We start from the raw sequence: 26,559 nt of genomic DNA, 5'->3' as shown, positions 1-26,559 counted from the left end.
CATGCAGGTCCAGAACCCGAACCCGATGACGCAGTCCGCTCCCCCGGAGCAGTGCCCGCTTTGCGCGCAGCCGGTGCCGGGCGGCAACCGGCTGGTGGGCGAGGTGCTCTCCTGTGACGGCTGTTCCGCCGAGCTGGAGGTGGTGGGCATCAACCCGCTGCGGCTCGAGGAAGCACCCGAGGTCGAGGAAGACTGGGGGGAGTAGCCCCGCGCCATGCGCAAGGTCGACCTCGTCTATACGCGCGTGCGCACTGAGGAGAAGCTCCTCCTCGAGGCGCTGCGCAGGCGCGACTGCGCCGTCAACCTGGTGCAGGACTCCGGGATGGTGCTGTCCATGGACCGGCAGCGCGTCACCGAGGCCGACACCGTGTTGATGCGCAGCATGTCCTTCACGCGTGCGCGCTACCTGGCCACGTTCCTGGAGATGAAGGGGCTGCGCGTGCTCAACAGCGCGAGGACCATCTCCCTGTGCGGGGACAAGGCGCTCACCAGCGCCGCGCTGGCCGCGAAGGGCGTGCCCATGCCGTGGTCGTTCGTGGCCTTCGACGAGGACGCGTGCCTGGAGGCGATTGAGAAGAAGGGCTACCCGGTGGTGACCAAGCCCGTGCTGGGGAGCTGGGGCCGGATGGTGGCCCGGCTGGACTCGCGCACCTCGGCCGAGGGCGTGCTGTCCACGCGCTTTGGCACCGGCGGCGCGCAGGACCACGTGGCGCTGGTGCAGGAGTTCGTGGACAAGCCGGGCTACGACCTGCGCGTCTACGTCATCGGACGCGCGGTGGGCGGCCTGCGGCGGCGCTCCGAGCACTGGATTACCAACACCGCGCGCGGCGCCGTGCCGGAGCGCTACGAGGTGCCGGTGGTGCACGCGAAGCTGGCGGAGGCCGCTGCGGAGGCGGTGGGCGGGGACATGGTGGCGGTGGACCTGCTGGAGACGCGCGGCGGCGACATCTACGTCAACGAAATCAACCACTGCGTGGAGTTCGCGCGCAGCATCGACGAGACGGGCGTCCCGCTGCCGGACCTCATCGCGGAGTACGTCGCTTCCGGAGCCGGAGGAGCCCGGCGATGAGCGTGCGCGTGGCGGTGTTGGGAGCCGCGGGCTACACCGGCGGCGAGGTGCTGCGCCTGTTGCTCGCGCACCCGGCCGTGGAGGTGGTGCAGGCCACTTCCGGCCAGTTCGCTGGCAAGCGCCTGGACTTCCCGCATCCGCACCTGCGCGGGGTGGGGACACTGCGCTACACGCAGCACGACGCGCTGGCGCCCTGCGACGTGCTGGTGAGCTGCATGCCTCAAGGCGAGCTGCTCCAGCGCTGGGCGAAGGTGTCCCGGCTGGCGGAGCGGGTCGTGGACCTGAGCGCGGACTTCCGCCTGGACGCCGCGGGGCATGAGCGCTGGTACGGCAAGCACCCGCGCCCGGGTGACGTGCCCGCGTTCGTCTACGGCCTGCCGGAGTGGATGGGCGACGCGCTGACGAACGCGCGTCACGTCGCGGTGCCCGGATGCATGGCGCACGCGGGACTCCTGGCGCTGCTGCCGCTCTTGCACGCGGGGCTCGCGCGTCCGGACGTGCTGGTGGTGGACGCGAAGACGGGCTCGTCCGGAGGCGGCTCCACGCCGGACCGCTCCTCGCACCACCCGGAGCGCGCGAACGCGCTGCGCTGCTACAAGCCGGTGGGCCACCGGCACACGGGCGAGCTGGAGGGCGTGGTGGCGCGCGTCACGGGCCAACAGCCCACCATCCACTTCAGCGCCACGGCCGTGCCAGGCGTGCGCGGCATCCTCGCGACGGTGCACGCCTTCGCGGCGCGGCCGGTGGAAGAGGCGGAGGTGGTGCGCGCCATCGCCACGCGCTACCGCGAGAAGCCCTTCGTGCGGCTGCTCCGGCCCAGCGCGTCCCTGTCACCGTTCCCGGAGCCCGGGCCGCTGCTGGGCACGAACCACTGTGACTTGTCGGTGGACGTGGACACGGAGCGGGGCCGCATCGTGGTGAACGCCGCCATCGACAACCTGGTGAAGGGCGCCGCTGGCACGGCGGTGCATGCGCTGAACCTGATGCTGGGCCGCCCGGAGACGGAAGGGCTGGGCTTCCGGGGCCTGCATCCGCTCTAGACCGCTTTCTGACTCCCGCATTTTGACTCCGAGGAGCCTCACCCCATGAGCATCCTGAGCACGAAATCGAAGGCGGACGCGTCGCTGTCCCCTGGCGCGGCGTTCGCGGCGGCGGTCCAGAAGCACGGCACGCAGGCGCACGTGGACTACGACACGTCCATCGTGGACGCGTTCCCCGGCTTCAAGCGCCGTCCGCGCATCGCGGTGCGCGGCATGTTCAAGACGGCCAAGGCGGAGCGCGACCCTGTCCCCTTCTGGTACGAGACGCACCCCCAGACGAAGCCCACCGGGCCCGTGGAGGACGTGGAGCTGCGTCCGGAAGCCGGCTTCGAGTTCCATCAGGACACGCAGGCGCTCAAGCCCACGCGCGCGTGGATTCAAGTGCCGCGCAACCTGCTGGAGGATTCCCAGTCGCTGGCGCAGTTCATCGACTTCCGGCTGCTGGTGCGGCTGAACACGGCGGAGAACCAGGCGCTGTGCATCGGCAAGGGCGGGGACGGCGTGCGGGGCCTGTTGCACACGCCGGGCATCGTGCGGCTGCCGGCGAAGAAGAACGCGGTGGCCTCGCTGCTCAACGCCTGCGCGCAGGTGGAGCAGATGGGTGGTTCGGCGGACGGCATCGTCATCAACTCGCTGGACTTCTACGAGCACCTGGTGGGCCAGCAGACGCTCCTGTCGGACCTGGCCGCCATGGGCATCCGCCTGTGCCGCACGCGCATGGTGAACCCGGGCACCATCATCGTGGGGGACTTCACCGCCGCGGCGACGCTGTATGACAGCCAGCGCTCGGTCATCCGGTTCGCGGAGCCGCCGCCGGGCATCTTCCCGCGCGAGGGACTGGCCGCCTACGGCGAGGTCTACACGACGCTCGCGGTGCACCTGCCCACCCACTTCTTCGTGGCGTCGCTGACCTGATGGCCTCCGCGAGCGCGAAGGGCGAGGGCGCGCAGCTCACGGTCCTCTACATCACCGGCTGGTGCCGCAGCGGCAGCACCATCCTGGGTAACGTCCTCAACGAGGTGCCGGGCTTCTTCCACGTGGGGGAGCTGAGCTTCCTCTGGAAGAACGCGTACGGGAACGGCTCCAACACGCTGTGTGGCTGCGGCCAGCAGTTGTTGGAGTGCGGCATCTGGGACACGGTGCTGACCTCCGACGTGCCAGCGGGCCAGACGCCGCGCGCGCACGCGGAAGAGGTGGTGCGCAGGCAGCAGTCCGCCGTGCGCACGCGGCACACGTTGCGGGTGCTGGACGAGGCTGGGGATTCGCAGGCGCTCCATGCGCACGCGGACTTCCTCGCGCGGACGTACCGCACCATCGCGCGAGCGACGGGGAGCAGGGTGCTGGTGGACAGCGGGAAGTTCCCGTCCGAGGCGGCGCTGCTGCCGCGCGTGGAGGGCATCCGGCCGCTGTACCTGCACCTGGTGCGCGACCCGCGCGCGGTGACGCACTCGTGGACGAAGACGAAGCAGTACGTCGTCCCCATGTCCGCGGCGCGCAGCACGGCGTACTGGCTGGGCTTCAACGCCGCGTCGGAGGAGGTGACGCGGAGGTTCCCCGCCCAATCGCTCTTCCTGCGCTACGAGGACTTCATCGCCGCGCCGGACCGCGCAGTGGACACGGTGCTGGACCTGGTGGGCGTGCCGCGCGCGCAGAACCCGGTGAAGGGCCGCACGGTGGTGCTGGGGAAGAACCACACCGTCACTGGCAACCCGGACCGCTTCCGCAGCGGACCCACGCTCCTGCGCGGCGAGGACGACGCATGGAAGGGGGAGCTGGCCTCTGGATCGAAGGCACTCACCGTGGCGCTCGCCTGGCCGCTGATGGCGAAGTACGGGTACTTCAGCGGAGCCCGGCGCGCTCCCACCGGAGGGGCCGCGCCGGATGCGGCGGGCGCGGAAACCCGGCCCTGAGCCTTCGGACATGAGCTCTGTCCTCACGGATGAGAAGGCGAGAACCCGGCTGAGCCCCCGTCGGCGGCGAACCGAAAAAACCTGTCCGACAGTCGGACAGGTTCGGGCGGCCATGGTGGTGGGCCCCCAGGCCAGCCAGGCTCCGGAAACCTGTCGGACAGTCGGACAGGTTTTGGAGAACCAGGGCCCGGGACCTCGTCCTTCCCGACCTGCGGAAACCGGTCGGACAGTCGGACAGGTTCTGAAGAACCGGGGCCATGGACCCCGCTCCGCCCAAGCGGAGGAAACCTGTCGGACAGTCGGACAGGTTCTGGAGAACCGGGGCCATGGACCCCGCTCCGCCCGAGCGGAGGAAACCTGTCGGACAGTCGGACATGGTTGGCGCGCCGGGGCCGGGGACTTCGCTCCGCCCGAGCCGCAAGAACCTGTCGGACCGTCGGAAGGATTTGGAGAAACAGGGTTGGGGGCTTTGCTCCGCCCAAGCCACGGAAACCTGTCGGACAGGTTCGAGAGAACCGGGACCAGGGACTGCGCTCGGTCCAAGTTGGGGAAACCTGTCGGACAGTCGGACAGGTTCGAGAGAACCGAGCCCGGGGCTTCGCTCCTCCGTGCAGCGGAAACCGGTCGGACAGTCGGACAGGTTTTGGAGAACCGCGGCAGGGGCTGCCGATCCAACCGGACCGCAGGAAACCAGTCGGACAGGTTTTTGGCGCACCGCAGCCGGGAGCCCGTCGTTCCATCTGGGGCACGGAAACCTGTCGGACAGTTGGACCGGTTTGGGCGCCCTGCGCCTGGAGGCTGCCGGTTCATCCGGGCCGCGGAATCTTGTCGGACAGTCGGACAGGTTGGGGCTGTGCCGGACGGGGATATCCGGGGCTCTGCGGGGGCCGTGCACCGGCGCGGTCGGGTGCACGAGGGACGGCTGGGCTGGGTTGGGGAGGGGACTCCGTCAATGCGGCTCTGTCCGGCGCGAAGTGGGGGACTTGTCTCTACGGGCCAATCGTTGGCGCTGGGCCTGGGCGGAGATGATGTGCGCTGGGTGCGGTTGGCGGAGCGGATGTTGTGCGGGGCCGGCTGGAATGCCGCGACCTGTGAATGCGTGGTTCGGTGATGTGCGGTGCGCTCGCTGGGGCGCAGCCGTGCTCCAACTTCTGGAGGGACGCGGATGGAACTGGGACTCGCCAACAAGGTCGCGCTCGTCGCTGGTGGCTCCAGCGGGCTGGGGCTCGCCGTCGCGGAGGAACTGGCGAAGGAGGGCGCGCATGTCGCCATCGGCGCTCGAGATACGGATCGGCTGGCCCAGGCGGAGGCTCGGCTCAAGTCCGTGGCCCGGGGCGGCCGGGTGCTGGCGACTCGCGTGGACGTGAGGGACGACGCGGACGTGCGCCGCTGGGTGGATGACGTGGTGGCGAAGCTGGGCGCGCTGCACGTCGTCGTCACCAACAGCGGCGGTCCTCCTCCCGGTCCGGCCTCTACCTTCGGCGTGGACGCGTACCGGAGCGCGGCGGACGCGGTGCTGCTGCCGCCCATCTCCCTGGCGCTCGCGGCGCTGCCTCACCTGAAGAAGGCCGGATGGGGACGCCTGCTGTTCATCACCTCCGAGACGGTGCACCGGCCCGTGGCCCGCTTCGCGCTGTCCGGCTTCGCTCGCATGGGCATCGTCGGCTTCTCCGCCGCGCTGGTGCAGGAGCTGGGCGACGCCGGCATCACCGTCAATGTGCTGGCGCCGGGCTACATGCGCACGCCTCCCGTCGAGCGCACCGCCGGCAACGCGGGTGACGTGGAGGCGGGCCTTCGCGCCATGGGCGCCCACATCCCGCTCAAGCGCGTGGGGCTCCCGGAGGAGTTCGCCGCCGCGGCGGTGTTCCTTGCCAGCGAGCGCGCTTCCTTCATCACCGGCACCGTGCAACTCGTGGACGGCGGCGCGAGCGTCATCGGATGAGCGCCACCTCCGCCGCTCCGTCCCGCCGTCCCGTCGTCGTGAAGATTGGCGGCGCGGCGGGCGTGGACCTGGAGAACGTCTGCTCGGACGTCGTGGAACTCGTAAGCCAGGGCGAGCGCGTCGTCGTCGTCAATGGAGGTTCGGAGGCCGGTGAGCGGCTCCTGGGCTCGCTGGGCCTGGCGCGCCCGGAGGCCACCACCGCGAACGGCAACGTCGTGCGCCTCACCTACGCGCCCACGCTGCGCGCGCTCACCATGGCGTGGGTGGGTGAGGTCAACAAAGCCGTGGTGCTGGCGCTGCTCACGAAGGGCGTCACCGCGCTGGGCCTGTGCGGCGCGGACGGCCGCGTGCTCACCGCTCGCCGCCGGCCGCCACTCAAGTTGCAGGACGCCGACGGGCGGATGCGCATCGACCGCGAGCATCTGGCCGGAGAGGTCTCCTCGGTGAACGCGGCGCTCCTGGGCACGCTGCTGGATGGCGGCTACGTGCCCGTCGTGTGTCCTCCCGCGGTGACGGAGGACGGCGTGCTCGTGAACGTGGACGCGGACCATGTGGCATCGTCCATCGCTGCGGCGCTGGGCGCGAAGGCCCTGGTCATCCTGTCCAATGTGCCGGGGCTGCTCGCGGATCCGAAGGACCCCGCCTCGCTGGTGCGCTCCAGCGACGACGTGGAGGGCTGCATGCCGCTGGCGGGCGGCCGCATGCGCTACAAGCTGGAGGCGGTGCGCCGGGCGCTGCTGGGCGGAGTTCCGACCGCGTACGTGAGCGCGTCGCGCGTGGCTCGGCCGGTGTTCTCCGCGCTGGAGGAGGCGGGCGGCACGAAGTTCACCCTTCGGGATGGAGGCAGGGCGGATGCGGGCGCGTGAGCCAGGCGTCGACTTGTTGCGGTGGATGGTGGAGCAGTACAGCCCCAGCCACCAGGAGGCCTCCTTCGCCGGAGCGCTGGTGGAGCGGCTGGGGACACGCGGCTGGCGGGCGCACACCGACGCCGTGGGCAACGCCGTCGCCCGCTACGGGGACGGGGACACCGTCATCGCGTTCCTGGGCCACATCGACACCGTGCCCGGGGAAGTGCCCGTGCGGCTGGAGGGACAGAAGCTCTACGGCCGGGGCGCGGTGGACGCCAAGGGCCCCCTGTGCGCGTTCATCGAAGCCGTGGAGCTGCTGGACGACGCGGAGCGCGCCGGCAAGCAGTTCCTGCTCCTGGGCTGCGTGGAGGAGGAGGTCGCCATCACTCGCGGCGCCCTGCACGTGCGCGACCAGTACGCCCCGGACTTCGTCATCAACGGCGAGCCCAGCGGCGCGCACGCGGTGACCATCGGCTACAAGGGACTGCTGCGCCTGGACCTGGAGCACCGCGCCAGCCGCCGCCACACCGCGAGCCGCGACTACCGCGCCGCCGCCGAACACGTCATCGAGGCGTGGAACGCGCTCAAGCGCCTGTGTGACGACTGGAACCGCGAGCGCCCATCCCTCTTCGAGCAGAACCTGCCCTCCCTCAACGCCTTCCACACCGGCGCCACGGAGACGGAGGAGTGGGCCACGGCCGCGGTGAGCATCCGCACCGGCCCGTCCACGGACACCGACGCACTGCTCGCGGCGCTGGCCACCGTACCCACCGTGACGGTGCGCACCGTGGCTCGGAAGAACGCCGTGTCCACCAACGGCAACGACGCGCTCTCCCGCGTCTTCAAGCAGGCCATCCGCGAGCGCGGCGTGAAGCCCACGCTGCGCCTGAAGACGGGCACGTCCGACTGGAACACCGTGGCCTCCGCGTGGGCCGTGCCCACCGTGGCGTACGGCCCCGGCGACGCCGCGCTGGACCACACGCCGCATGAGCACATCGACCTGCCGGAGTACGAGGAGGGCGTCGCGGTGCTCGCGCGCGTGCTGGCGCTGCTGCCCGTGAAGGGGACCGCGGGAGGCTGAACGCTCAGGTGCCCAGCGCGGCCAGGCCTCGCGAGCGCAGGGTCCGCATCCCCACCACGATGCCGAAGAAGAGCAGGGCACAGCCCGCGGTGATGGGCCGCACACCCACGCGGTCCGACAGCGCGCCCTGTCCCCAGACGCCCAGGATGTAACCCGCGTTCACCAGGAGCAGGAACAGGCTGCTCACGCGCGCCTGCAGCTCCGGCGGCGTGCGCGCCTGGCACACCGTCTTCAGTCCCGTGAAGGCGACCAGGTACACGGCGCCCAGGATGAACAGCGTCACCAGGGCCACCGGCAGCGAGGGGGACAGCCAGTACGCGGCGGAGCACAGCCCCACGAGCAGCAGCGACGCCTCCAGGAAGACCCGCCGCCCCATCCTCGCGACGAGGGCGCCGGAGCCGAACGCCGCGATGACCGCGCCCGTCCCCTGCGCCGTGAGCAGCATGGACGTGGTGGTCGCGTCCCCGCCCAGCACCTTCAGCGCGAACACCGGCACCAGGCCCACGAAGGGAGAGATGAGCAAGCCCACCAGCGCCCCGGAGCCCAGCGCGAGCGCGATGCCCGGATCCGTCCACGCCAGCCGCACGCCGCGCATGATGCCGGCCCACAGCGCCTCCACCTTGGGAGGCAGCGTGCTCGCCGCGCCGCGCATCCCCGCGAGCGCCAGCAGCACGGCGAGGAAGGACAGCGTGTTGACGAACAGCGCCCCGGCGATGCCCACCTTCGTCAGCACGAGCGCGGCCAGCACGGGACCGATGATGCGGCCCAGGTTGAACTGCGCCGAGTCCAGGCTGAGCGCGTTGTGCAGGTCCTCCGGAGGCACCACGGCCACGGTGAGCGCCGTGGCGCAGGGGATGACCAGCGTGCTGAACGCGCCGTTGAGCAGCGAGAGGACCGCCACCCACGGCACCGACAGGTTGTCCGTTGCGGCCAGCACCGTGAGCAACGCGGCCAGCAGCGCCTGCATGCATACGCACACGGCCATGAAGGTGCGCCGGTCGAAGCGGTCCGCGAGCGCTCCACCCAGGGGCGCGAGCACCAACGAAGGCAGGTGCGTCAGCGCGGCGACGCCGCCCGTCCAGGCGGCCTGGCCCGTCACCTGCGTGACGTAGACCCCCAGGGCCACGGACTCCATCCACGTGCCGATGTTGGACACGAGCGTGCCCAGCCAGAGAAGGGTGAAGTCGCGATGGGACAGGGCCCGGGCGGAGCCCGAACGTGAGAACAAGGAGGTGGCCACGGAGATATTCTTTCTACAGCGCGCCCCTGACGCGTGCTCGGTGGGCGCACGCCTACACGGTGTTTGACTCCCTGCCTGCCTTGGGAGACGGGGAAAGCCATGACGCGGCACAAGGTTCTCGTGGTTCCCCGGGAGATTGCCGGCGAGCGGCTCGACCGGTTCCTGACGAAGCACGTCCCGGGCCTCACGCCGGAGCGGGCCCGGGCGATGCTGGACGCAGGGCGCGTGCGCATCCGGGGCAAGAAGGCCCAGGCCACGCGCAAGCTGTGGGGCGGCGAGGAGCTCACCCTGGAGACGCCGGAGCCCCGGCCGTCGCCGCATGCCTCCCGGGAGGGCCCGGAGCTGCCGGTGCTGTACGACGACGCGGCGCTCGTCATCGTGGCGAAACCGCCGGGGTTGGTGGTGGAGCCGGAGGGGCGGGCGGCGTCGGTGGTGGGGCTGCTCGCGGCGCGGTGCCCGCCGTTCGACGTGGAGGGCGTGGTCCAGCCGGGCGTGGTGCATCGGTTGGATCGCGAGACGAGCGGATGTCTGGCATTGGCCCGGACGGATGACGCGGTGGCGGCGCTCCTGAAGGCGTTCCAGGAGAAGCGCGTGGACAAGCGCTACCAGACGCTGGTGCTGGGCCGTCCGCCGGACACGGGGCACCTGGAAGGACCGTACGCGAGGGACCCGAAGGATCCGCGCCGCTTCACGACCCGCGTGCCCTCCGCGCGCCGGGCGGCGCTGACGTTCACGGTGCGCGAGCGGTTCCGGGAGGGGGCGCTCCTGGACATCGACCTGGACACGGGGCGCACGCATCAGATCCGCGTGCAGCTGTCGGAGGCCGGGTTCCCGGTGCTGGGGGATTCGCTCTACGGCACGGAGGAGGCGCGCAAGCACCCGGCGGCGCTCGCGGTGGAGCGTCAGGCCCTGCACGCGTGGCGGCTGGAGGTGCCGTCCTCCGCCACGGGCCAACTCGTCCAGGTGGAGTCGCCGCTGCCGGAGGACTTCCTGCGTGGGCTCACGGTGCTCCGCGGAGGCGCGTGATACATCTCGGGCGCTGGGGACCTGGCGGATCAGGGCAGCACGAAGAGGGGAACATGCAAGCGCGGATGAAGTCGTGGGGCGGCCCGTGGGGAAGCCTGTCGTTGATGGTGGCCCTGCTGGTTTCGGGCTGTGGTTCCTCCACGAGCCCGTCGGGCCCCGAGCAGGATGCCGGCACGCAGGTGGATGCCGGGACGGATGCGGGCACCTCGGGCGACGCAGGCGTCGCGGACGCGGGCACGGTGGACAGCGGCGTACCGGAAGGCGCGCCCTGCGAAAAGACCCAGGGCGTGTGCGCGGGGGCGAAGCGGGCGTGGGTGGACGGCGCCTACGAGCCCGTGTGCACGGCGCGCTCCTATGGCGCGGACTACGAGGCGTCGGAGCTGCGCTGCGACGGCCTGGACAACGACTGCGACGGCGTGACGGATCCGACGACGTGGGCGGATGTCGCGCCGATGCAGTGGGCTCCTGATGACAGATGGGCGGACAGCCTGCCCGTGGAGGGGGGCTTCTTGTTCGTCTCTTCCGACGGCCTGGCGGCCATTGAGCTCCTCCGGCTCGATGCCTCCCTGACCCTGAAGGGCTCGGCGACCCTGCCGCTGTCGCCCGCGCCCATTCGCGTGTCGAGGACCCAGATGCTGCGGACCTCTCGCGGGCCGGCGCTCTTCTCCATCGTCGTGTACTCAGAGCCGAGCTACTTCGTGCGGGGGAGCCTCGTGCAGCTCGATGAGCTGGGGGCTCCCATCGGCGAGGGCGTCGTCCTCTTCGAAGGGCCCTACACCTGGGCGAATGGACACGTGGCCCCATCCCTGGATGGAGAGCGGCTCGCGGTGACCTGGACGTGGGATCTCGCCGGTGCCCGCGAGGTGCAGGGCATGGTTGTGGACCCCGCCGGCCAGGCCCTGGCGGCGCCCCGCGTGCTGCACCGGTCGGACTCGCTGGATCTCTCCGCGGCGGAGGTGCTGGGCCTGGGGGACGGCGGGTTCCTGGTGAAGGCGAACGAGAACAAGGCGGGCTCGTTCGATGACACGCGCGTCTGGCTGCAGCGTTACGACCGCGAGCTCCTGCCCGTGGGGGACGAGCGCATCCTCACGGTGAAGTATGCGGCCGCTCCCAGGCTGATGCTGACGGCTCCCTCGGAAGTGGGCGGCGCGGGCGAGCCGACGCTGCTCTACCGGGACACGCATGGACTTACTCCCCAGTTCCTTCAGGTGCGGTCCCTCTTCGACCAGGGCATGGCGGAGAGCCTGACCGCCACGAAGCAGAGCCAGACCGCCCTGTTCGGCGCGACGATGACCTCGCGGGGACTCCAGCTGGCGTGGCTCTCCATGCTCTTCGTTACCAACCCCAGCGGAGATGCCGCCTTCGGCTTCGAAGGGTGGCTCTGGGGGCGGAGCGCGACCGGCGTCGTGGAGGATTGGACTCCCGGCACCGCGTCCATGCCCATGCACGCCGCCGCGTCATGGGTGCGGCTGCATGAGCTGGCGGGGCATCAGCTGGGGGCGCTCACGATGACCGCCACGGACACTCCCCGGACCTACACCCTGCGTTCGCTGCGCTACTGCGCGCCCTGAGCCCGGCGACGGGCTCTGCTTCCCCGAGGAGTCTCCCGACCTCCTCGCGAAAGAAGCGCGCGGAGGACGGCTACCGGCCGGGGTCGTCCTCGGCGTCGGGCTCGGGCGGCTCCAGACGGGCCTGCCGCTCACTGGCCTCCCAGGAGGCCTCGGCGTCACCGGCGTGCACGCGGGCGGCGGCATCGTCGTCCTGGTCGCCGGTCCACGTCGTGTGGCCTCCCGCGAAGCCCTCCAGGGGGCGAGCGCCGCGATGCGACTCCACCTCCAGGTCCTTCTGCTCCTGCTCGCGCAGCCGCTCGCGCTCCTGCTCCCGCTCGTGCTCATGCTGCTGTTCAAGAATCCTGTCCGCCATATCGCATCACCTCCTGACCCAAGGTGGGGTGCGCCCGCGCGGGACGGCAGGGGGAGACGAGCGTTCGTGCACGGCCGCATGCCTTGCGTGCGGTCGGCTACGCTCCAGCTGCCCGTGTGAGCCGGGCATCTGGAGGAGCGCGGCGCATGAACGCGGGAGTCTCCATCGTCGCCGATGACACCCGGAGCTGGGGACTGGAGACCCCTGGCCCCGGCCTGCTGCTGCACGTGCCCGCCACGGGCCGCTGGGCGCGTCGGCCCTCCGTGCACCTGGAGGCGGCTCCCGGCTACCGCATCCGGTTGCGCGGCGCGGGGCAGACGCTGCTCTGGACCCGCATCGATTCCTATTGGGACCGCGCGGCCTTCCTCCGGGGAACGGCCCAGGCCCCCCAGGTCCTGCCACCCCTGTCCGCGCCCGAGGTCCGGGCCGTGGAGGCCGCGTCCGGCACCGGGGCCTGGTGGGAGGCCTGGGCGTGGCGGGTGGCGCGTGCGCTCGTGGAGGCCCCTCTGCCGGTGCTCCACGCCGGGTCCTGGTGTCTGCGCCCCGTGCGCGCCATCGCCTCGGAGAAGTCGGAGCGGCATCCCGTCTCCCCCATGGAATGGGGCTTCGGTCAGCCGCCGATGCCGCCGCACTCGCTGTCCGCCGTGACGCGGTTCCTCCACGCCTGGAACGAGGACTGGTGGGACGCGCGGACCGAACACACGCCGGGTGTCGTGCTCGGACTGCGGGCGCTCTCGTCACCCGAGGATGGCCGCGTGAAGAGCTGGCGCAAGCGCGCACGGGACGGGACGTTGCCGCCCGTGCTGCTGCTCTACGTGGACATCCTGGCGAAGTGGCTGGTGCTGGATGGCCACGACCGGCTGCACGCGGCGCTGCTCGAAGACGTGGAGCCTCCGCTCTTGGGCTTGTGGCCCTTCGTCACCCCGCCGCGTCCCGCGAGCGCCGTCCGCGAGGAGGGCGCCCTGTTCAGCGCGGAGTTCCAGCTGCGCTCCGGGGCGACGCCGGAGACCGTCGACCGCGTCAACCGCATGCTGCTGCTCAACTTCACTCCCAATCCCAGGGGAACCGTCTCGCGCGCCTGGCCGCTCCCGGGCGGGCGGGCCTCCTGGCGCGAGGAGGTCTCCGCCCGGCGCCGCGTTGCACCGGCCCCGCTTCCGGACGACATCGACTGGGATTGGTTCACGTAAGCTGTCCGGCATGTTTCAGCACTTCGAACGCACGACCACCGACCGGCTGCTGCTCCGCGCTGTTCGCGAAGGCGACCTGGACGCCGTCTTCGCCCTCCATTCGGATCCGACCACGAACCAGTTCAGCCGCCGTGGCTACATGCAGACACTGGACGACGCGCGGCGGATCATGGGCCTCTGGCTGGAGGACTGGGCGCGCGAAGGCGTGGGGTACTGGCTGGTGGAGCGGCTCGAAGCGCCCGGCGTCGTCGTGGGCCTGGGCGGCCTGCGCCACAAGGAGCTGGAAGGCCAGCGCGTGCTCAACCTCGCCTACCGCTTCACGCCCGAGACCTGGGGCTCCGGGTACGCGACGGAGGTGTCCCGCGTCGCGCTGGCGCTGGCGGCGCGGCACCTGCCGCACGTTCCCCTGGTGGCCATCATCCACCCGGAGAACGCCGCGTCCATCCGCGTGGCGGAGCGGCTCGGGATGCGCCTGGACCGCCACGTCACCGAGGACGGCATCCCGAACCGCGTGTATGTGATTGGCTGAGCAGCTCCTTCAGCGCGGGTCGAACGAAGCACAGACGCGCACGCCGATGCGGACGTCCCGCGCGGTCGCGTCGCCGGGAGACAGGTCGGCGCTCGCCGCGACGAACGAGTCGTAATACCAGGAGCCTCCCCGGAGCACGACGCTGCCGAACTCCGGCGTCACGGAGCGCGTGAGCTCGTAGGCGTTGCCCGCCATGTCCCGCAGGCCGAACGGGCTCACCGACGCGGGATGCGTTCCCACCGCGTCCGGTCCAAAGGCCAACGGCCGCCGGTCGTACGTCGCGTCGATGTTGGCGTCGTCGGGCTGGAGTTGGTCGCCGTGGGGATAGCGGCGGCCGTCCGCGCCCCGGGCCGCGTACTCCCATTCGTGCTGGCCACACAGGCGCGCTCCTGGCAGCCGCTTCGTCCGGTGGAGCCAGTAGAAGTAGCCCTCCAGGTCCTGCGCGGAGACGCCGGACAAAGGCAGCCGCTTCCAGTCGACGCTCGCGTGCCGCGTGCGCTCCGCGTAGAGCAGGGGCTCGCCTTCCTTCGCGGTGCGGAACTCCTCGCGGGTGCGGTGGAAGGTGAAGACCCAGCCCGTGCCCTGCCGCCACCGCAGCGTGATGGTGCCTCCGTCGCCGAAGTGCGGCTGTTCGAGGATTTTCCTCGCGGGCGCGTCCGGCGGCAGGTCTTCCAGGTAGGTCAGCCAGTCGCCAAACGTCACCTCGTCGCGGCCCACCAGATAGCCGCCGGTGAGGCAGTAGCGATGCATGGGCGGGCTGAAGGTGAAGCGGCGCACCACCTCCGGCTCGGCGCTGCCCAGGAGGAAGCAGCCCGGCGGAATGTAGACGTAGCCTTCGGGCACCTGGGTGGGGAGCGTGAGGCGCAACGCTTCACGCGCGCCGTGCGTGAGGAACACCGGAACGTCCAGGGGCACCCGTCCCGGCTGCGTGACGTGGAGCAGGTAGGAGCCTTCCGGGAGGACGAAGCGCGAGCTCCCGGTGGCCGGCACGGCTTCGCGGCGGAACGGCCCGTCGCTCCGGAGGACGCGCGTGATGGACAGGCGGGCTCCCGGCGGCGTGCTTTCGAACGTCAGCTCCGCGGGCTCGTGGAACCGCCGCAGGGAGGCCCCGCCCTCCTTCGCTGAGTCCACCTCCTGCTCCAGGCGCTGGAGCCACGCGTCGCGCTCGTGGCGCTGGTGGAACGCTTCCGCGAGGAGGACGCGCTCGGACAGGACCTCCGCGATGAGCCGGCGCGTGTCGGGGTGGTGGCGGTCGCGGTCCAGGCCGCGCTCCAGGCTCCGGCTGGCGCGGGTGAAGGCCGCTTCCGCCTTGTCACGCAGGGCGAGCGTCTCCGTCCAACGCTTCTCCGCGGCGCTGCGCAGGCCCGTGGCATTCGTCGCGGTCTCCGGGCCCAGCGAGGAGGGCGGCCGGCCGTCGAACATGGCCAGCGACTCCTCCCGGTTCGCGAGCGACCTCGCGGCGAGGGTGCGGCCCGAAGCCAGCGCCTCCTTCGCGGTGCCCAGCTCCGCGGCGATGAAGCGCGAGTCCTCCAGGTACGCCTGGAGCCGGAGGCCGCCATACGACGCGAGGACGGCGAGCGCGAGCACGAGCGCGGTGAGGCCCCGTCCCCAACGCGCGCGGCGCACGGCCCGGTGGGACGCCCGGAGGAAGGCCTGCTCCCGGGTGCCCAGGGTGGCGGGCTCCAGCACCCGCACTTCATCCAACTGGCGCTGACCCCACAGGGCCTCGCTGGCGCGGCGCAGGCGGTCCCACTCCACGCTGGCCGCCTCCACGCGCTTGCGCAGCACGCGGTGCCCGATGTCGTCATCCAGCCAGTCGCGCAGCGTGCCCCAGCTCGAGATGAGCGACTCGTGGGCAATCTCCCAGCGGGGCAGACCGCTCACCGTGCGCGTGTGCAACAGCCGGCCTTCCACGAGCATCCGCAGCGCCGCGCGGGAGGTGTCGTCCGAGGCGTCCGCGAGGTCCTCCGCGCCACGCTCGATGCGCGTGCCCTCCGCCGTCACCAGTTGGAGCAACAGCCGCCGCGCCGCCGCGTGCTCCGCGGGGCTCATGCGCGCGAGCACTCCGTCCGCATGCCGGGACAACGCTCCGGCCACGCCGCCCATCGCCTCCAGCGCCGAGCGCGTGATGCGGCCCCGGGCGGCGTCGCGGCGCTCCCACAGCTCCGCGAGCGCGAACTGGAGCAGCGGGAGGCTGCCCACGCCATGCGCCGTGGAATCGACGAGCGTCCGCACCAGCTCCGGCGACTCGAAGGCCACGCCCCTCGCGCGGGCCGGGCCGATGATGGCCTCGCGAACGCCCTCGGGCGATAGGGGCCGGAGGATGTAGAGCGCCCGCTCCGCCTCTTCCCCCAGGCCCGGGAGCGCGCACAGGCGCGTGAGGAAGTCGCCCCGCACCGCGAGCAGCACGTGCACTCCGGTAGACGGCAGGGCCAGCTCTCCCAGGAGGCGGGCGAAGTGCGCGGCCTGGCCGGGGTCGGAGAGGGTGAGCAGCTCCTCCAACTGGTCGACGAAGAGCAGCAGCCCCCGCCCGCGTCCATGCATCTCGCGCAGCGCCTGTCCCAGCCAGGCCGGCGTGTCCGTGAGGGCGGTGACGAGCTCCGCCTCCCTGCGCCCCAGCACCGGCGCGAGCGCGGCGGCCAGCGCTTCGAGCGGGCGATGACCGGGCCACAGCGTCACGATGTGCGGCTCGCGTCCGTCGCCCAGGTCTCCGGCCGCCACCCGGGGCAGCACGCCCGCGCGGCACAGCGAGGACTTGCCCGTCCCGGAGTCGCCAGCGACGAGCACCAGTGGCCGCGTGCGCAGGCGCTCCAGCACGGCGCGGATGTCGCCCTCGCGTCCGAAGAAGAGCGCCCGGTGCTCGGCCGCGAACGGCGCGAGTCCTCGGTAGGGATTGCCGGCGGCCAGCGGCGCGGGCGAGATGGAGCGCTCCAACTGCTCCAGTGATTCGCTCAGCGCTTCCGCGGAACCCACGCGCTCCAGCGGATCCACCGCGAGACAGCGCTGGATGAGTGCGGCGAAGTCGGGGTCCACCTCCGGTCCCAGCGCGGCGCGGGGCGGGGTGTCCTCGGGCTTTCGCGAGGCGCGGCGGGGCACCTGGCCCGTGCACAATTCATGGAGGATGAGGCCCAGTGCATACAGGTCGCTGCGGGCGGACGCCGGGCCTCCGGTGAGCACCTCCGGCGCCAGGTAGGGCAGGGTGCCCACGAGCAGCGGCGATCCGGACGCCAGCTCCGCGCCCACCTCGAAGCGCTCGGCGAGGCCGAAGTCGAGCAGCTTCACCTCGCCCTCGCGCGTGACGAGCGCGTTGGAGGGCTTGAGGTCGCGGTGCAGGACGCCCTGGCGGTGCGCCGCCGCCAGCCCCCGCGCCAGGCCCACGCCCAGGGACAGCACCCGGCGCCACGGCACGGGCAGGGGCAGCTCCGCGAGCGTCTCGCCGACGACGTACTCGGAGACGATGTACGGGTGGCCGTCCACCGCGCCCACGCTGAACACGCTGACGATGTTCGCGTGTTGCAACCGCGCGAGCGCCCGGGCCTCCGTGGTGAACAGGTCGCGGAAGCGCTCATCCGGCTGTGTCGCCGCCATGAACTTCACCGCCACGCGCCGGTCCAGCGACGTGTCGTGCGCCAGGTAGACGATGCCCATCCCGCCCCGGCCCAGCGGGCGCTCCAGGCGGAACGCATCGAACGACGGCGGTGGCGTCCAGGGCTCCGGCTCCGGCGGCGGCAGCCGGTCCGTCTCCCTCTCGTCGGAGGGCTCCGGGTCCTCCACGGACGAGCGCTGGATGCCGGGCGTGAGCGTGGCCAGCATGCTCCGGCACTCGTTGCATCCCGCGGCGTGGCGGTGCACCTGCGCCAGCGCCTCATCCGTCAGCTGGTCCTCGAGGAGCTGGACCAGGATGTCGTCGGTCAGGCAGCTGGAAGGGGGCGCGCTCACGGGGTGGGAGCCTTCACGCTAGCCACGCGGCGCGCGGCGTTCAATGACACACGCGGACACGCCCCCCCGCACCGTGCGCGCGCCGCGCGTGGGGGGCGGGCCGGGGCGCGCCATGCTATGGCGTTGCCATGTCCCAGGTGTCCGCACTGGCCGCGACCTTCCTCTCGCACACGAAGACGCGCTTCGTGGCCCCCTCGCCGGAAGAGCTCGCGGCACTCGACGCCCTGCTGTCGCGCGCCTGGGAGGAAGCGCAGGCCCGCTGGCCGGGCATCCCGCTGACCGCCGCGCGCTTCGTCACCCACGTCGCGGAGCGGCTCCCCCCGGCCAGCCCCACCGCGCCCATCGCGCCGCTCGTCTCCGCCCTGTCCCTGCCGGAGCTGTACCTGGCGTGCGCGTGCGTCCAGGGCCACTCCGTCGCGCTGGAGGCCTTTGAACGCCACTACCTGGCCCGGCTGCCGGAGCGGCTGCGGAGCCTGCGCCAGCCCGACTCGATGATCGACGAGGTCCGCCAGCGCGTGAGCGTGAAGCTCCTGGTGGCCAGCGCGGGCCACGCGCCCGCCATCGCGGACTACACGGGGCGTGGGGGCCTCTTGAGCTGGGTGGTCGTCATCGCCAGCCGCATCACCAACAAGCTGCGCGGACAGGAGAAGCCTTCCACGGAGGACGACGCGGAGGAGCTGTTCAAGGCGCTGCCCGCGCAGGGCCTGGATCCGGAGTTGGACGTGATGAAGCGCCGCCACCACGCGGCCTTCCGTCAGGCCGTGAGGGAAGCCGCCGCCACGCTGTCGGCCGAGGACCGCCATCTGCTCCGCCTCCACTTCGCCGACCGGCTTTCCACGTATGAGATGGCGCCGCTCTTCCGCGTCAACCAGTCCACCATCTCCCGCTGGCTGAAGCGGGTGCAGCAGCAGGTCTACACGGAGACCCGGCGCCGCCTGCAGGAACAGCTGGGCCTCTCCACGGAGGACTTCCAGAGCTTCATCGCCTTCGTGGACAGCCAGCTGGACCTGACCTTGAGCCAGCTCCTCGGCGAGAAGCGCGAGCCCTCGTCGGAAGGCTGAGCTACTGCACCCGCGCGGGCTCCGCCTTCGGGGGGCCATAGGAGAGGTTGCGCAGCAGCGCGGCCCCGGGCTTCACGTCGCCTCGGCGCACCGTGCACACCTCTCCCTCGCCGAGTGCGTCGCCTGTGTCCGCCTGGAAGCGGCCAGGGCACTCCTGGAGGATGATGTCCAGCGCGCGGCCGTCGCGGGTGCGGGAGAGGCAGGTGGCGCCGTCGGGTGCCCAGGCCGCCTCGAAGGACCCCTTCGCCGGGTCCCACTCGCGGGTCACCTCCGTCGCCCGCTCCAGCACGCCCAGCCGGTCGTAGATGTCGATGGTGGTGTCCTGGCGCGTGTGGCTCCGGCCGTTGCCGCAGTAGTCCGCGCGGGCCAGCCGGGTGCACGCCTGGTGGAGGCCGGACAGCGACTTCCCGTCCCGGGATGCCCAGGGCGCGTAGCCCCAGAGGATGCACTTGGAGATGGCGCCGTTCTCACACGCGAAGGTGACCCGGTCCGCCGCTTCGGAGTGGGCGCCGCTCGCGTCCCACACGCCGCCCACCGCCAGGGCCCGGGGCGCGGGAGAGCGGTCCAGCGCGACGCAGGGGTTCTCCCACTCGCGCGCCACCGGGTTCCACGCCTCGATGCGGTAGAAGACGCGGCTTGCATCATCCGCCGCGGGCTCCGCGCCGCAGATGGCCACCTCCACGGGCTTGCCGTCGCTGGCGGTGCCCTGGAGCACGGTGCCCACCACGTCGCTGGCCGTCGCACCGGCCTCCGGCGCGGGGACCGGCCACAGCCGGCCATGGTCGAAGCGCAGGGCCGTCACCCCGTCCTCCGCCTGCCGGGGCGCGTCCAGCGCCACGGAGACGAGCACGCTGGTGCGCTCGTCCGTCTGCTTCTCCGGATCCCAGCCGCGCTTGGTGCCCCACAGCATCGTGCCCTGGGGCCGGGCGATGCGCTGGGCCGTCTGGGATTGGCACCGGCGCGCGTAACGCTCGGCGTCGGTCGGGCCGCTCACGGACCGGGTGGGGCCGGGCTTCGGGGCGGCGGCGGGCGGCGCGGCCTGTCCTTGCGCGGACAGGAGCAGGAACAGGCACACCGGCAGGGTTCGGAAGGGCGCGTTCATCGCTTCCGATGAGCCCCCGGGCCCAAAATCGATGCACGGAATCCGTCCGCCCCCCGCACGGAGCCGTCAGTCCCAGCCGCGCAATTGGACGCGCACTCGCCGCAGCAGCAGGTCCCACTCCTGGCGCTTCAAGGTCGCCATCACGCGCCCGGTGACGATGGTGAGCCCCGTGAGGGTCATCACCAGGAAGCCGATGCGGTGGTCCCGCAGGCCCGCGTCGAGCAGGTTGGCCACCACGTCCAGGAGCAGGAACAGCGTCCCCAGCGCCAGGTAGGCGCGGATGCGCAGGGCCATGCCCACCGCCACCCCCAGAAGACAGACAGCGCCGAAGACAATCGCATACGTGCCATCCTCGGACTCTCCCAGGCTGGCCGTCAGCTTCGCCGCCGCGGGCACATACAGCAGCAGTCCGCCCAGGATGCGCACCGCGTTGCGCGCCGCGTGCGGGAGGCTGGACGTGAAGAGCTGTCCCATCATCAGGAGCAGCAGCCCGAGCGGCGCCAGGTACACCTCCAGCCCCTCCAGACCGAACGCGAGCGCGGCGATGAGCAGCGCCAGGTTGCAGGCCGCCGCGGCGAACGCGCCGAACATCCGGCTGCGCTCCACCGCGCCCAGCGCCGCGTACAGCAGGCCGGAGCCTCCCGCGAACAGGGCGGCATCGCCCGTCGCGTCGGCGGGGAGGATGAGCGCCACCGCGATGGGCAGGAGCGCCGCGAACCGCCGCGTCGCCTGCTCCACGGGACGCACACCCGCCCTGCGCGCCAGCACCGTCACGCCCACGAGGACGAAGCCCAGCGACAGCGCGAAGAGGGCGTCATGCTCGGGACGGAGGCCCTGCGCGTACAGCCCGCGCACCAGCGCGTAGACGCCCACCACCGCGAGCTGCACGAAGTAGACATGGCGGCCCGTGTGCTCGCGCCACGCGGCGTGCAGGGACACGCCCACGGCCAGCCCGATGGCCGCCAGCGCCACGGGCAGCACGTCCTCGGAGGCCTGGCCTCCCACGGCGACGGCCGCGAGCAGCGCCGCGCTCGCCACCAGCCACAGGTCGCGGCCCCAGCCCATGCCCCCCGCGACGTCGCTCCGGCGGCGGGACGTCATGCGGCGGGTGACCTGGAGGGCCAGCGCGCTCCCCGCGGCGGCCAGCGCCAGCTCCGCTCCGGACCGGGTGAAGAGGGGCTGGTACGTGGGGTCCCAGGGGGCCCTGGCCTGCGCGAGGAACGCCAGCCCCGTGGCCACGACCGCGCCTCCGGCGACCATCGTCCCGAGCCCCGCGATGAACCCTGCGAGCGCCCCGCGCCACTGGAAGGCCGCCACGAGCAGCGCCGCCGAGAGGAGGCCCAGCGTCAGGGGGAAGGCGAAGGACAGCATCCATTCGCCCGTCAGCCCCGAGATCATCTCCAACACGAGGAGGGGAACCGCCAGCGTCGATGACGTGTGCCCTTCGACGGCCAGCGCATACACCGCCGCCGCGATGAAGTAGGGCAGCACGGACAGGTGGGCACGCAGTCGCGCCCGGCCCTCGTCGTGGCCCCGACGCTTCGCGAGCCAGGGAGCGACGACCACCACCCCGAGCCCCAGCAGCGCCAGCGTGGGTCCCGGCCACGGTTCGAGGTGCGGCATCAGGTGGGCCAGGGCATGGACGAGCAGCAGGAGCCCCAGGCCCACCACGCCGCGTCCGCGCCCCCTCGCGCCGCCCACGAACAGCACGGCGCCGGTGGCGAGGACGAGGTCCGCCGCGAGCACGCCGGGTTGGAAGAAAGCCGCCGCCGCCACGAGCACCACGGCGGTGAGCGTTTCCCGGCTCAGGGCATCGAGGAAGGGGCCCGGGCGGTCATCGGTGCCCAGGGACAGCAGCCGCCGGAAGAACGCACGCCCCGCGTCCACCCGGGCCACCGCGACCGCGAACACCGCGTAGACGAGCCCGGCGGCGGCGATGCCCGCGAACGCCTGCTGCCACAGGAGGAAGTGCGTGCCGCCCGGCGGCATCCAGGCCTCCGGGTGCAACCATCCCAGCGAAGGGCTGATGAGATTCACAGCCGAGACGCGGATCCACTGCCCGTCGGGAGGCATCAGCGCCACCAGCGGACTGCCCATCAGCGACTGCTGCGCGGCCCAGAGCGCGGCGCCGGGAAGTCCCAGCAGCAGCCCCCAATGCGCCAGGACCCGCGAGCGGAACGAGGCCGCGAGCAGGACCGTCAACAGCGCCGGCCCCAGCACCAGGAGCGGCGGCACCAGGCCCAGCGCGCGGGACGGATCCGGCAGGCCCACGACGAAGGCCGAGCGCAGCAGCAGCACGGCCAGCACGGCCACGCCCAGGTGGGGCACCGCGTGGTACAGCGGCCCGTGCTTGGGTCTCTCCAGGCGCTGGGCCACCCACGGCCCTACACGCCGCAGACCCAGCGCCAGGACCCACAGCGCGATGCCGATAAGCGGCAGGCGCCAGGCGGACACGTCGGGCGGAAGCGGCCGGCCCGCGCGATTGACGGCCCCGGTGAGCGCGATGAACCCGCCGCACAGGGCGAGCGTCACCACCGAACCCCGCATCTGGAACGCCACGAAGCCACGCGACACGAACGCCAGCAGCGCGCCCGCCGTGAGCAGCACGCCCGCGAGCAGGGCCGCCGGACGCTCGGCGCTGTCGGGCAGGGCGACCCAGTTGACGAGCGTGATGACCGCGAGCACCGCCTGCACGAGCGCTGCGCCCGCGAAGCCATCCGTGAAGAGAGGCCGTCCCCGAGCGCCGAAAGGCAGGGGGAAGACGTCCAGCAGCCGCCGGCCCTTCACCGTGTCGAGTCCCTGGCCGCGAAGCATCGCGAACAGCGCGAAGCCGAAGCCCAGGCCCGCCGCCACGAGCGCGGCCCGCGCCGAAGCGAAGTCGGAGACCGTGCCCAGGCCCTGCGACACCGTGAGCGCGAGCCCCATGGCCGCCAGGAAGCCGACGAGCCTGCTGCCGTCGCGCCGGACGCGGAGCAGCAGCACCCCCGTGGCCACCGCCGTGGGCACGCAGGCGAGCACCGTCGAGAAGGGCTCCGCGACCCCTGAGAGCACGTCCGGCAAGGCGGGCGCGACCCCCAGCGCCCAAGCCACCCCGAGCGCGGCGATGGCCAGCGACAGGTCCTCAAGCGGCCGGAGCGCGTCCCGCATCCCCTGGCGCTCCAGCCACGCGGACTGCGCGAGCCCGCCCAGGCCATAGAGCACCGCCGCGAGCGCGAAGACGCCCAGGCCCGCCGCGCTGGACGCAAGCCACGGAGTCCCGTCCACGGCCGAGAGCGCCCCGAAGAGCAGCGCGACACCGCCCAGATAGTGGAGGCCCCGCCACCTCCACCGCCCCGCGAAGTGGGCCGCGAACGCGATGACCGCCCCCGTGTACGCCTGGGGCCAGGGCGCGTTCGTCCCCTGCGTCCACGCCAGCACGGAGAACGCGGGCATCGTCGCCAGCGAGACGACGACACTCCACGCGAGCATCCGGTTGCGCAGGATGCCGGAGGACGTCACGCGCGCCAGGAGCATCAGTCCGGACGCCACCGCCGCGACGCCGAAGCACCACCACGCCGGAACGTCCGGCGCCTGCACACGTGCGACCAGCGCCCCCGCGAGCAGTGAGGCCATGACGGCCGGATGCACCAGGGCCCGGCGGCGGAACTCCAACAGGAAGAAGACGAGCGCGGCCAGCACGGGTGCGCAGACGGATGCCGTATCCACCCAGGCGTCCTCACCCGGGAAGACCGAGAAGGCGCCGAGCGCCCCCGCGAGCGCGCCACTGGCCACCACCGCGTGCGCGAGCGTCTCGAACACCGGGGCCGCGCGGGGATGCGCCGCCCGGACGGCCTCCGAGGACGCCCCCGCCGCCACCACCGCGCCCATCGCCACCGCCCACAGCACGAGCCCCGCGAACAGGGGCGCCCCGGGCTCCAGCGCATCGAATCCGGAGGGGCCGCTCGCTACGCAGAAGACCGCCAGCCAGAGCGCGCCGTAGAGCGCGGCGCCCACACCGGCGAACGAAGCCGTGCCCGCCCGTGCCCGCCACACCGAAGCCCCCAGCGCCACCACGCCCGCGAACGCGCACAGCGCACGCAGCCAGGGCGCGTCGTCCCAACCCATCAGCGGCAGCCCCGCCAGGAGCGATGGGAACAGCGCCACCGCGAAGGTCGTGGCGGAAGCCCCGGGCCACAGCCGTCCCGCGGCCCGCAGAGGAATGAGCGCGACAGCAGCGACGCCGAACGCGGTGGGAACGCCGACCGTGGGCATCAGCGCCACCAGGGCCGACAGCGCGATGAACACCACCGGCAGCAAGGCGAGTCCGATGCTCGCGAGCACGCGCCCCGCCGACCGCGAGCGCCGCGCCAGGAACGTACCCAGCCCGATGAAGGCCGCGTGGTAGCCCAGCAGCGCGCCCGTGACGATGAGCTGCCGGGGCACTCCACCCAGCGCCCGCCACGCCTCGCGCACGCCCATGAGCGAGCCGCCCAGCACGAGCACCGCGCCGAGGAACCACCAGATGTACTCGTTGAAGCGGGGAGGGTTGTCGCCCTCGTCCAGCGCGATGACCGCCTCCAGGCCGCTGCCTCCCAGCGAGTCCAGGTGCCCCCGGCCGAACAACGCCTGCCCCGACCCCAGCGCCGAACCCAGGTCCTCCTCGCTGGAGGACTCGCGGTCGTCCTGCGCCACCACCACCCGCCGCCGTGCCGCCTGTTGTTCCCGCTCCGCCCGCGCCGTCTCATCCAGCGAGTGCGCGAGCGAGGCCAGCCAACCCGGACGCCACCCGCCCGCGCGACGCAGCGAGTGGGCCACGTCATCCGCCCAGGCCTCCACGCGCGCCGCGGAGTCGAGCGCCGGCTCCACCGGAACCGGAACCCCCACGGCCTCGGGCGCGGGCACCTCCAGAACGCTTACGACCGTTTCAGGAGGCGCCGCGAGCGAAGCCTCCAGCCGGACCGCCGTGTCCGCATCCAGCAGCCCATCGAAGCGCCAGTGCTCGATGCGCCGTCGCATCCGCGCCAGCACGACGTCATCCAGGTGCCGCCCGGTGGCGGGCACGAGGGCGGCACCGCACTCCGGGCACAGGGACCCGGAGTCCGGCGCACGCGGTTCCGTACAGGCAGGACAGAGCATGTGCGTCAGCATACCGGGTCGCTCACACCCGGAGTGCCGTCCCTGGAGACACTGTCACTTCAGGGAGCCCGGCCATGGCCTCCACGGCCGGGCTCCCCCCACGCCGGGCCTAAAGACCGTCGTGGTAGCACCAGCCGGTGGTGCGGTCGTAGCCGCCACCGGACAGCGGGTAGTTGATGAAGCCCAGCTCCTCGCCCGGACCGCACTCCGACCGGGCGCGGGTGTAGGGCTGGCACTTCGTCTGGCCGTTCAGGCTGACGCACGCGCCGCGCGCCCCTTCCGTGCCGCAGAACTCGGCGTAGCTCTTGGTGCACGTCTCACCAATCAGGGCAGGGTCGAAGTCGAAGCCGAGCGGCTCCAGGACCGCCTGCTCGATGCACGTGCCGTAGACGCCGCAGATGGTACCCGTGGGGCAGCCGGGGACCGCCGCCATCGGGTCGCACGTCTTCAGGCACTGCCGGTCATCCGTGAACAGGTCCGAGCACGCGAAGCCCTCCGCGCAGTCCGTCGTCGCCGGGTGGTTGGCGTCCGCCGCGGGCGTGAGGGTGCAGGCCGCGCCCTGCGTGCCCGTGCCCTGCGACTTCTCCAGCGTGCCGTCATCCGCGAAGTAGTTGTCCGCCACGCAGGTGTGACCCGGCACGCCCGCCGTCCACGAGCCCTCGCGCGGGTCGCAGCCCATGGGACGCACGGTGTTCCAAGTCGCGTAGCGGATCCACTTGCACTCGCCACCCGGGACCACCGCGCTGCCCTTGTAGGGCGCGCTGAGCGGCGCCGCGTTCACCGACTCGCGCAGCGTCACGTTGAAGAGCACGCCCACCGACTGCTGCGGCGACACCTTGAGCGCCAGCAACAGTGCTCCGGTGTCCGCCACGAACAGCTTCTGGCCCGTCGTGCCCGCGTCCTGGTAGCCGTAGACGCACTGCTCGCAGGTAAAGGTGTTGGCGCCGCCGGCCGCCAGGTCATGCACGCCCGTCGCCGTGTTCACGTCCAGCCGGACGAACGCCGTGTCCTTCAGCGCCGGATCTCCCAGGCCGTTGAACGTGCCCTGATAGGTCGGCTGGCCGCCGTACATCACCGGCGTCAGCTGGACGCCGTTCGACAGCGCGCCCATGGTGATCTCGGTACACCCCGCGGGTGGGGTGAGCTCATGCGCCTGCTGCTCCAGGACCTTCGCCTGCTCTTCCTGGTTGGGGACTTCCTCCCGCGGCTGCGGCTCCACGGCACAGCCCGTCAGCGCCAGCAGGGAAAGCACGGCACTCCAACGCCACGCACGAAACCCGAGGCTTCGAGTCGTCATTGTCATTCTCTTGGATGGTGGTTCAGGCTGTCAGGGGGGGACGGCAGCCGATCCGGGGAACCCGGATGAGGTGTTGATTACGTGAGGATGTCTTGAATTGACAGTCTGATTCGACATTGCGATGCGACTGTTATTGCCGTGGAATCCGTTGCGGATGGGATGGAATCAGCCCGGTGGATCCCAGATGGAATGTCTCCAAATTCGACGGGTACGAATGGGAAACGAATCAATTGCGGCTGTGGCACCCGGT

19 protein-coding genes are annotated in these 26,559 nt (G+C 72.0%); 13 read left to right on the top strand and 6 right to left on the bottom strand.

The window, feature by feature from the left end:
• Window position 1 precedes the first annotated feature (1 nt).
• The 8 genes from lysW to D7X30_RS21650 all read left to right on the top strand — a co-directional run bounded on the left by lysW (window position 2) and on the right by D7X30_RS21650 (window position 7,890).
• A complete protein-coding gene (gene lysW / locus D7X30_RS21685) occupies window positions 2–205 on the top strand; it encodes a lysine biosynthesis protein LysW (RefSeq protein ID WP_120564870.1) in 204 nt (67 codons plus the stop codon).
• A gap of 9 nt (window positions 206–214) precedes the next feature.
• A complete protein-coding gene (locus tag D7X30_RS21680; protein ID WP_120564869.1) occupies window positions 215–1,069 on the top strand; it encodes a RimK family alpha-L-glutamate ligase in 855 nt (284 codons plus the stop codon).
• On the top strand, window positions 1,066–2,109 hold the full coding sequence (gene argC, locus D7X30_RS21675; protein WP_120564868.1) for an N-acetyl-gamma-glutamyl-phosphate reductase: 1,044 nt from the start codon (window positions 1,066–1,068) through the stop codon (window positions 2,107–2,109). Before D7X30_RS21680 ends, argC begins: the two co-directional genes overlap by 4 nt.
• Before the next feature lie 45 nt (window positions 2,110–2,154).
• Window positions 2,155–3,024 (top strand): family 3 encapsulin nanocompartment shell protein, encoded by an 870-nt coding sequence (locus tag D7X30_RS21670; RefSeq protein ID WP_120564867.1) that lies wholly within the window; start codon window positions 2,155–2,157, stop codon window positions 3,022–3,024.
• The gene (locus tag D7X30_RS21665) at window positions 3,024–4,019 is read left to right on the top strand and encodes a sulfotransferase (protein ID WP_120564866.1); all 996 of its coding nucleotides are present in this window, start codon (window positions 3,024–3,026) and stop codon (window positions 4,017–4,019) included. The genes D7X30_RS21670 and D7X30_RS21665 overlap by 1 nt, the downstream gene beginning before the upstream one ends.
• Window positions 4,020–5,184: 1,165 nt before the next feature.
• Window positions 5,185–5,961 (top strand): SDR family NAD(P)-dependent oxidoreductase, encoded by a 777-nt coding sequence (locus D7X30_RS21660; protein ID WP_120564865.1) that lies wholly within the window; start codon window positions 5,185–5,187, stop codon window positions 5,959–5,961.
• The gene (locus D7X30_RS21655; RefSeq protein WP_120564864.1) at window positions 5,958–6,827 is read left to right on the top strand and encodes a [LysW]-aminoadipate kinase; all 870 of its coding nucleotides are present in this window, start codon (window positions 5,958–5,960) and stop codon (window positions 6,825–6,827) included. Before D7X30_RS21660 ends, D7X30_RS21655 begins: the two co-directional genes overlap by 4 nt.
• On the top strand, window positions 6,814–7,890 hold the full coding sequence (locus tag D7X30_RS21650; RefSeq protein WP_120564863.1) for a M20/M25/M40 family metallo-hydrolase: 1,077 nt from the start codon (window positions 6,814–6,816) through the stop codon (window positions 7,888–7,890). Before D7X30_RS21655 ends, D7X30_RS21650 begins: the two co-directional genes overlap by 14 nt.
• A 4-nt stretch (window positions 7,891–7,894) precedes the next feature.
• On the opposite strand, the gene D7X30_RS21645 is transcribed toward D7X30_RS21650, so the two are convergent.
• Entirely contained in the window at window positions 7,895–9,130 is a 1,236-nt protein-coding gene (locus D7X30_RS21645; protein ID WP_120564862.1) for an MFS transporter, read from the bottom strand.
• Between the two features lie 99 nt (window positions 9,131–9,229).
• Here D7X30_RS21645 and D7X30_RS21640 point away from each other — a divergent pair, with 99 nt between their 5' ends.
• Both D7X30_RS21640 and D7X30_RS21635 read left to right on the top strand, forming a co-directional pair.
• Entirely contained in the window at window positions 9,230–10,156 is a 927-nt protein-coding gene (locus D7X30_RS21640) for an RluA family pseudouridine synthase (RefSeq protein ID WP_120564861.1), read from the top strand.
• A gap of 53 nt (window positions 10,157–10,209) precedes the next feature.
• On the top strand, window positions 10,210–11,727 hold the full coding sequence (locus D7X30_RS21635) for a putative metal-binding motif-containing protein (RefSeq protein ID WP_147443270.1): 1,518 nt from the start codon (window positions 10,210–10,212) through the stop codon (window positions 11,725–11,727).
• Window positions 11,728–11,797: 70 nt separating this feature from the next.
• On the opposite strand, the gene D7X30_RS21630 is transcribed toward D7X30_RS21635, so the two are convergent.
• Window positions 11,798–12,079, bottom strand: a complete 282-nt coding sequence (locus D7X30_RS21630) for a hypothetical protein (protein WP_120564859.1) — start codon at window positions 12,077–12,079, stop codon at window positions 11,798–11,800.
• 146 nt (window positions 12,080–12,225) lie between these two features.
• On the opposite strand from D7X30_RS21630, the gene D7X30_RS21625 reads away from it, so the two are divergent.
• Together D7X30_RS21625 and D7X30_RS21620 are read left to right on the top strand one after the other, a co-directional pair.
• The gene (locus tag D7X30_RS21625) at window positions 12,226–13,266 is read left to right on the top strand and encodes a hypothetical protein (protein WP_120564858.1); all 1,041 of its coding nucleotides are present in this window, start codon (window positions 12,226–12,228) and stop codon (window positions 13,264–13,266) included.
• Between the two features lie 10 nt (window positions 13,267–13,276).
• Complete coding sequence (locus D7X30_RS21620; protein WP_120564857.1) at window positions 13,277–13,795, top strand: GNAT family N-acetyltransferase; 519 nt, start codon at window positions 13,277–13,279, stop codon at window positions 13,793–13,795.
• A gap of 9 nt (window positions 13,796–13,804) precedes the next feature.
• Here the strand turns inward: D7X30_RS21620 and D7X30_RS21615 are convergent, their stop codons facing one another.
• Window positions 13,805–17,734, bottom strand: coding sequence for a bifunctional serine/threonine-protein kinase/formylglycine-generating enzyme family protein (locus tag D7X30_RS21615; RefSeq protein WP_120564856.1), 3,930 nt, complete (start codon window positions 17,732–17,734; stop codon window positions 13,805–13,807).
• Between the two features lie 128 nt (window positions 17,735–17,862).
• On the opposite strand from D7X30_RS21615, the gene D7X30_RS21610 reads away from it, so the two are divergent.
• Window positions 17,863–18,795: a sigma-70 family RNA polymerase sigma factor gene (locus D7X30_RS21610; protein ID WP_120564855.1), complete on the top strand. Its 933-nt coding sequence runs from the start codon at window positions 17,863–17,865 to the stop codon at window positions 18,793–18,795.
• Between the two features lies 1 nt (window position 18,796).
• Here D7X30_RS21610 and D7X30_RS21605 read toward each other — a convergent pair whose 3' ends face one another.
• The 3 genes from D7X30_RS21605 to D7X30_RS21595 all read right to left on the bottom strand — a co-directional run bounded on the left by D7X30_RS21605 (window position 18,797) and on the right by D7X30_RS21595 (window position 26,264).
• Window positions 18,797–19,897: an ADYC domain-containing protein gene (locus tag D7X30_RS21605; protein ID WP_120564854.1), complete on the bottom strand. Its 1,101-nt coding sequence runs from the start codon at window positions 19,895–19,897 to the stop codon at window positions 18,797–18,799.
• Window positions 19,898–19,963: 66 nt separating this feature from the next.
• Window positions 19,964–24,937, bottom strand: coding sequence for a hypothetical protein (locus D7X30_RS21600; protein ID WP_233591700.1), 4,974 nt, complete (start codon window positions 24,935–24,937; stop codon window positions 19,964–19,966).
• A 184-nt stretch (window positions 24,938–25,121) separates the two neighbouring features.
• Window positions 25,122–26,264 (bottom strand): hypothetical protein, encoded by a 1,143-nt coding sequence (locus D7X30_RS21595; protein ID WP_233591699.1) that lies wholly within the window; start codon window positions 26,262–26,264, stop codon window positions 25,122–25,124.
• Window positions 26,265–26,559 lie beyond the last annotated feature (295 nt).

The organism is Corallococcus sp. AB011P (genome assembly GCF_003611605.1).
Classification (GTDB): domain Bacteria; phylum Myxococcota; class Myxococcia; order Myxococcales; family Myxococcaceae; genus Corallococcus; species Corallococcus coralloides.
The sequence above is the reverse complement of the archived record's forward strand: the minus strand, read 5'-3'. Positions and strand labels throughout refer to the sequence as shown.

Bases quoted from the DNA above. Each gene is read 5' to 3' on its own strand.
- D7X30_RS21670 (WP_120564867.1), top strand. From the start codon at position 2,155: ATGAGCATCCTGAGCACGAAATCGAAGGCGGACGCGTCGCTGTCCCCT.
- D7X30_RS21630 (WP_120564859.1), bottom strand. From the start codon at position 12,079: ATGGCGGACAGGATTCTTGAACAGCAGCATGAGCACGAGCGGGAGCAG.
- D7X30_RS21660 (WP_120564865.1), top strand. From the start codon at position 5,185: ATGGAACTGGGACTCGCCAACAAGGTCGCGCTCGTCGCTGGTGGCTCC.
- D7X30_RS21620 (WP_120564857.1), top strand. From the start codon at position 13,277: ATGTTTCAGCACTTCGAACGCACGACCACCGACCGGCTGCTGCTCCGC.
- D7X30_RS21635 (WP_147443270.1), top strand. From the start codon at position 10,210: ATGCAAGCGCGGATGAAGTCGTGGGGCGGCCCGTGGGGAAGCCTGTCG.
- D7X30_RS21610 (WP_120564855.1), top strand. From the start codon at position 17,863: ATGTCCCAGGTGTCCGCACTGGCCGCGACCTTCCTCTCGCACACGAAG.
- D7X30_RS21625 (WP_120564858.1), top strand. From the start codon at position 12,226: ATGAACGCGGGAGTCTCCATCGTCGCCGATGACACCCGGAGCTGGGGA.
- D7X30_RS21680 (WP_120564869.1), top strand. From the start codon at position 215: ATGCGCAAGGTCGACCTCGTCTATACGCGCGTGCGCACTGAGGAGAAG.
- lysW (WP_120564870.1), top strand. From the start codon at position 2: ATGCAGGTCCAGAACCCGAACCCGATGACGCAGTCCGCTCCCCCGGAG.
- D7X30_RS21640 (WP_120564861.1), top strand. From the start codon at position 9,230: ATGACGCGGCACAAGGTTCTCGTGGTTCCCCGGGAGATTGCCGGCGAG.
- argC (WP_120564868.1), top strand. From the start codon at position 1,066: ATGAGCGTGCGCGTGGCGGTGTTGGGAGCCGCGGGCTACACCGGCGGC.
- D7X30_RS21605 (WP_120564854.1), bottom strand. From the start codon at position 19,897: ATGAACGCGCCCTTCCGAACCCTGCCGGTGTGCCTGTTCCTGCTCCTG.
- D7X30_RS21650 (WP_120564863.1), top strand. From the start codon at position 6,814: ATGCGGGCGCGTGAGCCAGGCGTCGACTTGTTGCGGTGGATGGTGGAG.
- D7X30_RS21665 (WP_120564866.1), top strand. From the start codon at position 3,024: ATGGCCTCCGCGAGCGCGAAGGGCGAGGGCGCGCAGCTCACGGTCCTC.
- D7X30_RS21655 (WP_120564864.1), top strand. From the start codon at position 5,958: ATGAGCGCCACCTCCGCCGCTCCGTCCCGCCGTCCCGTCGTCGTGAAG.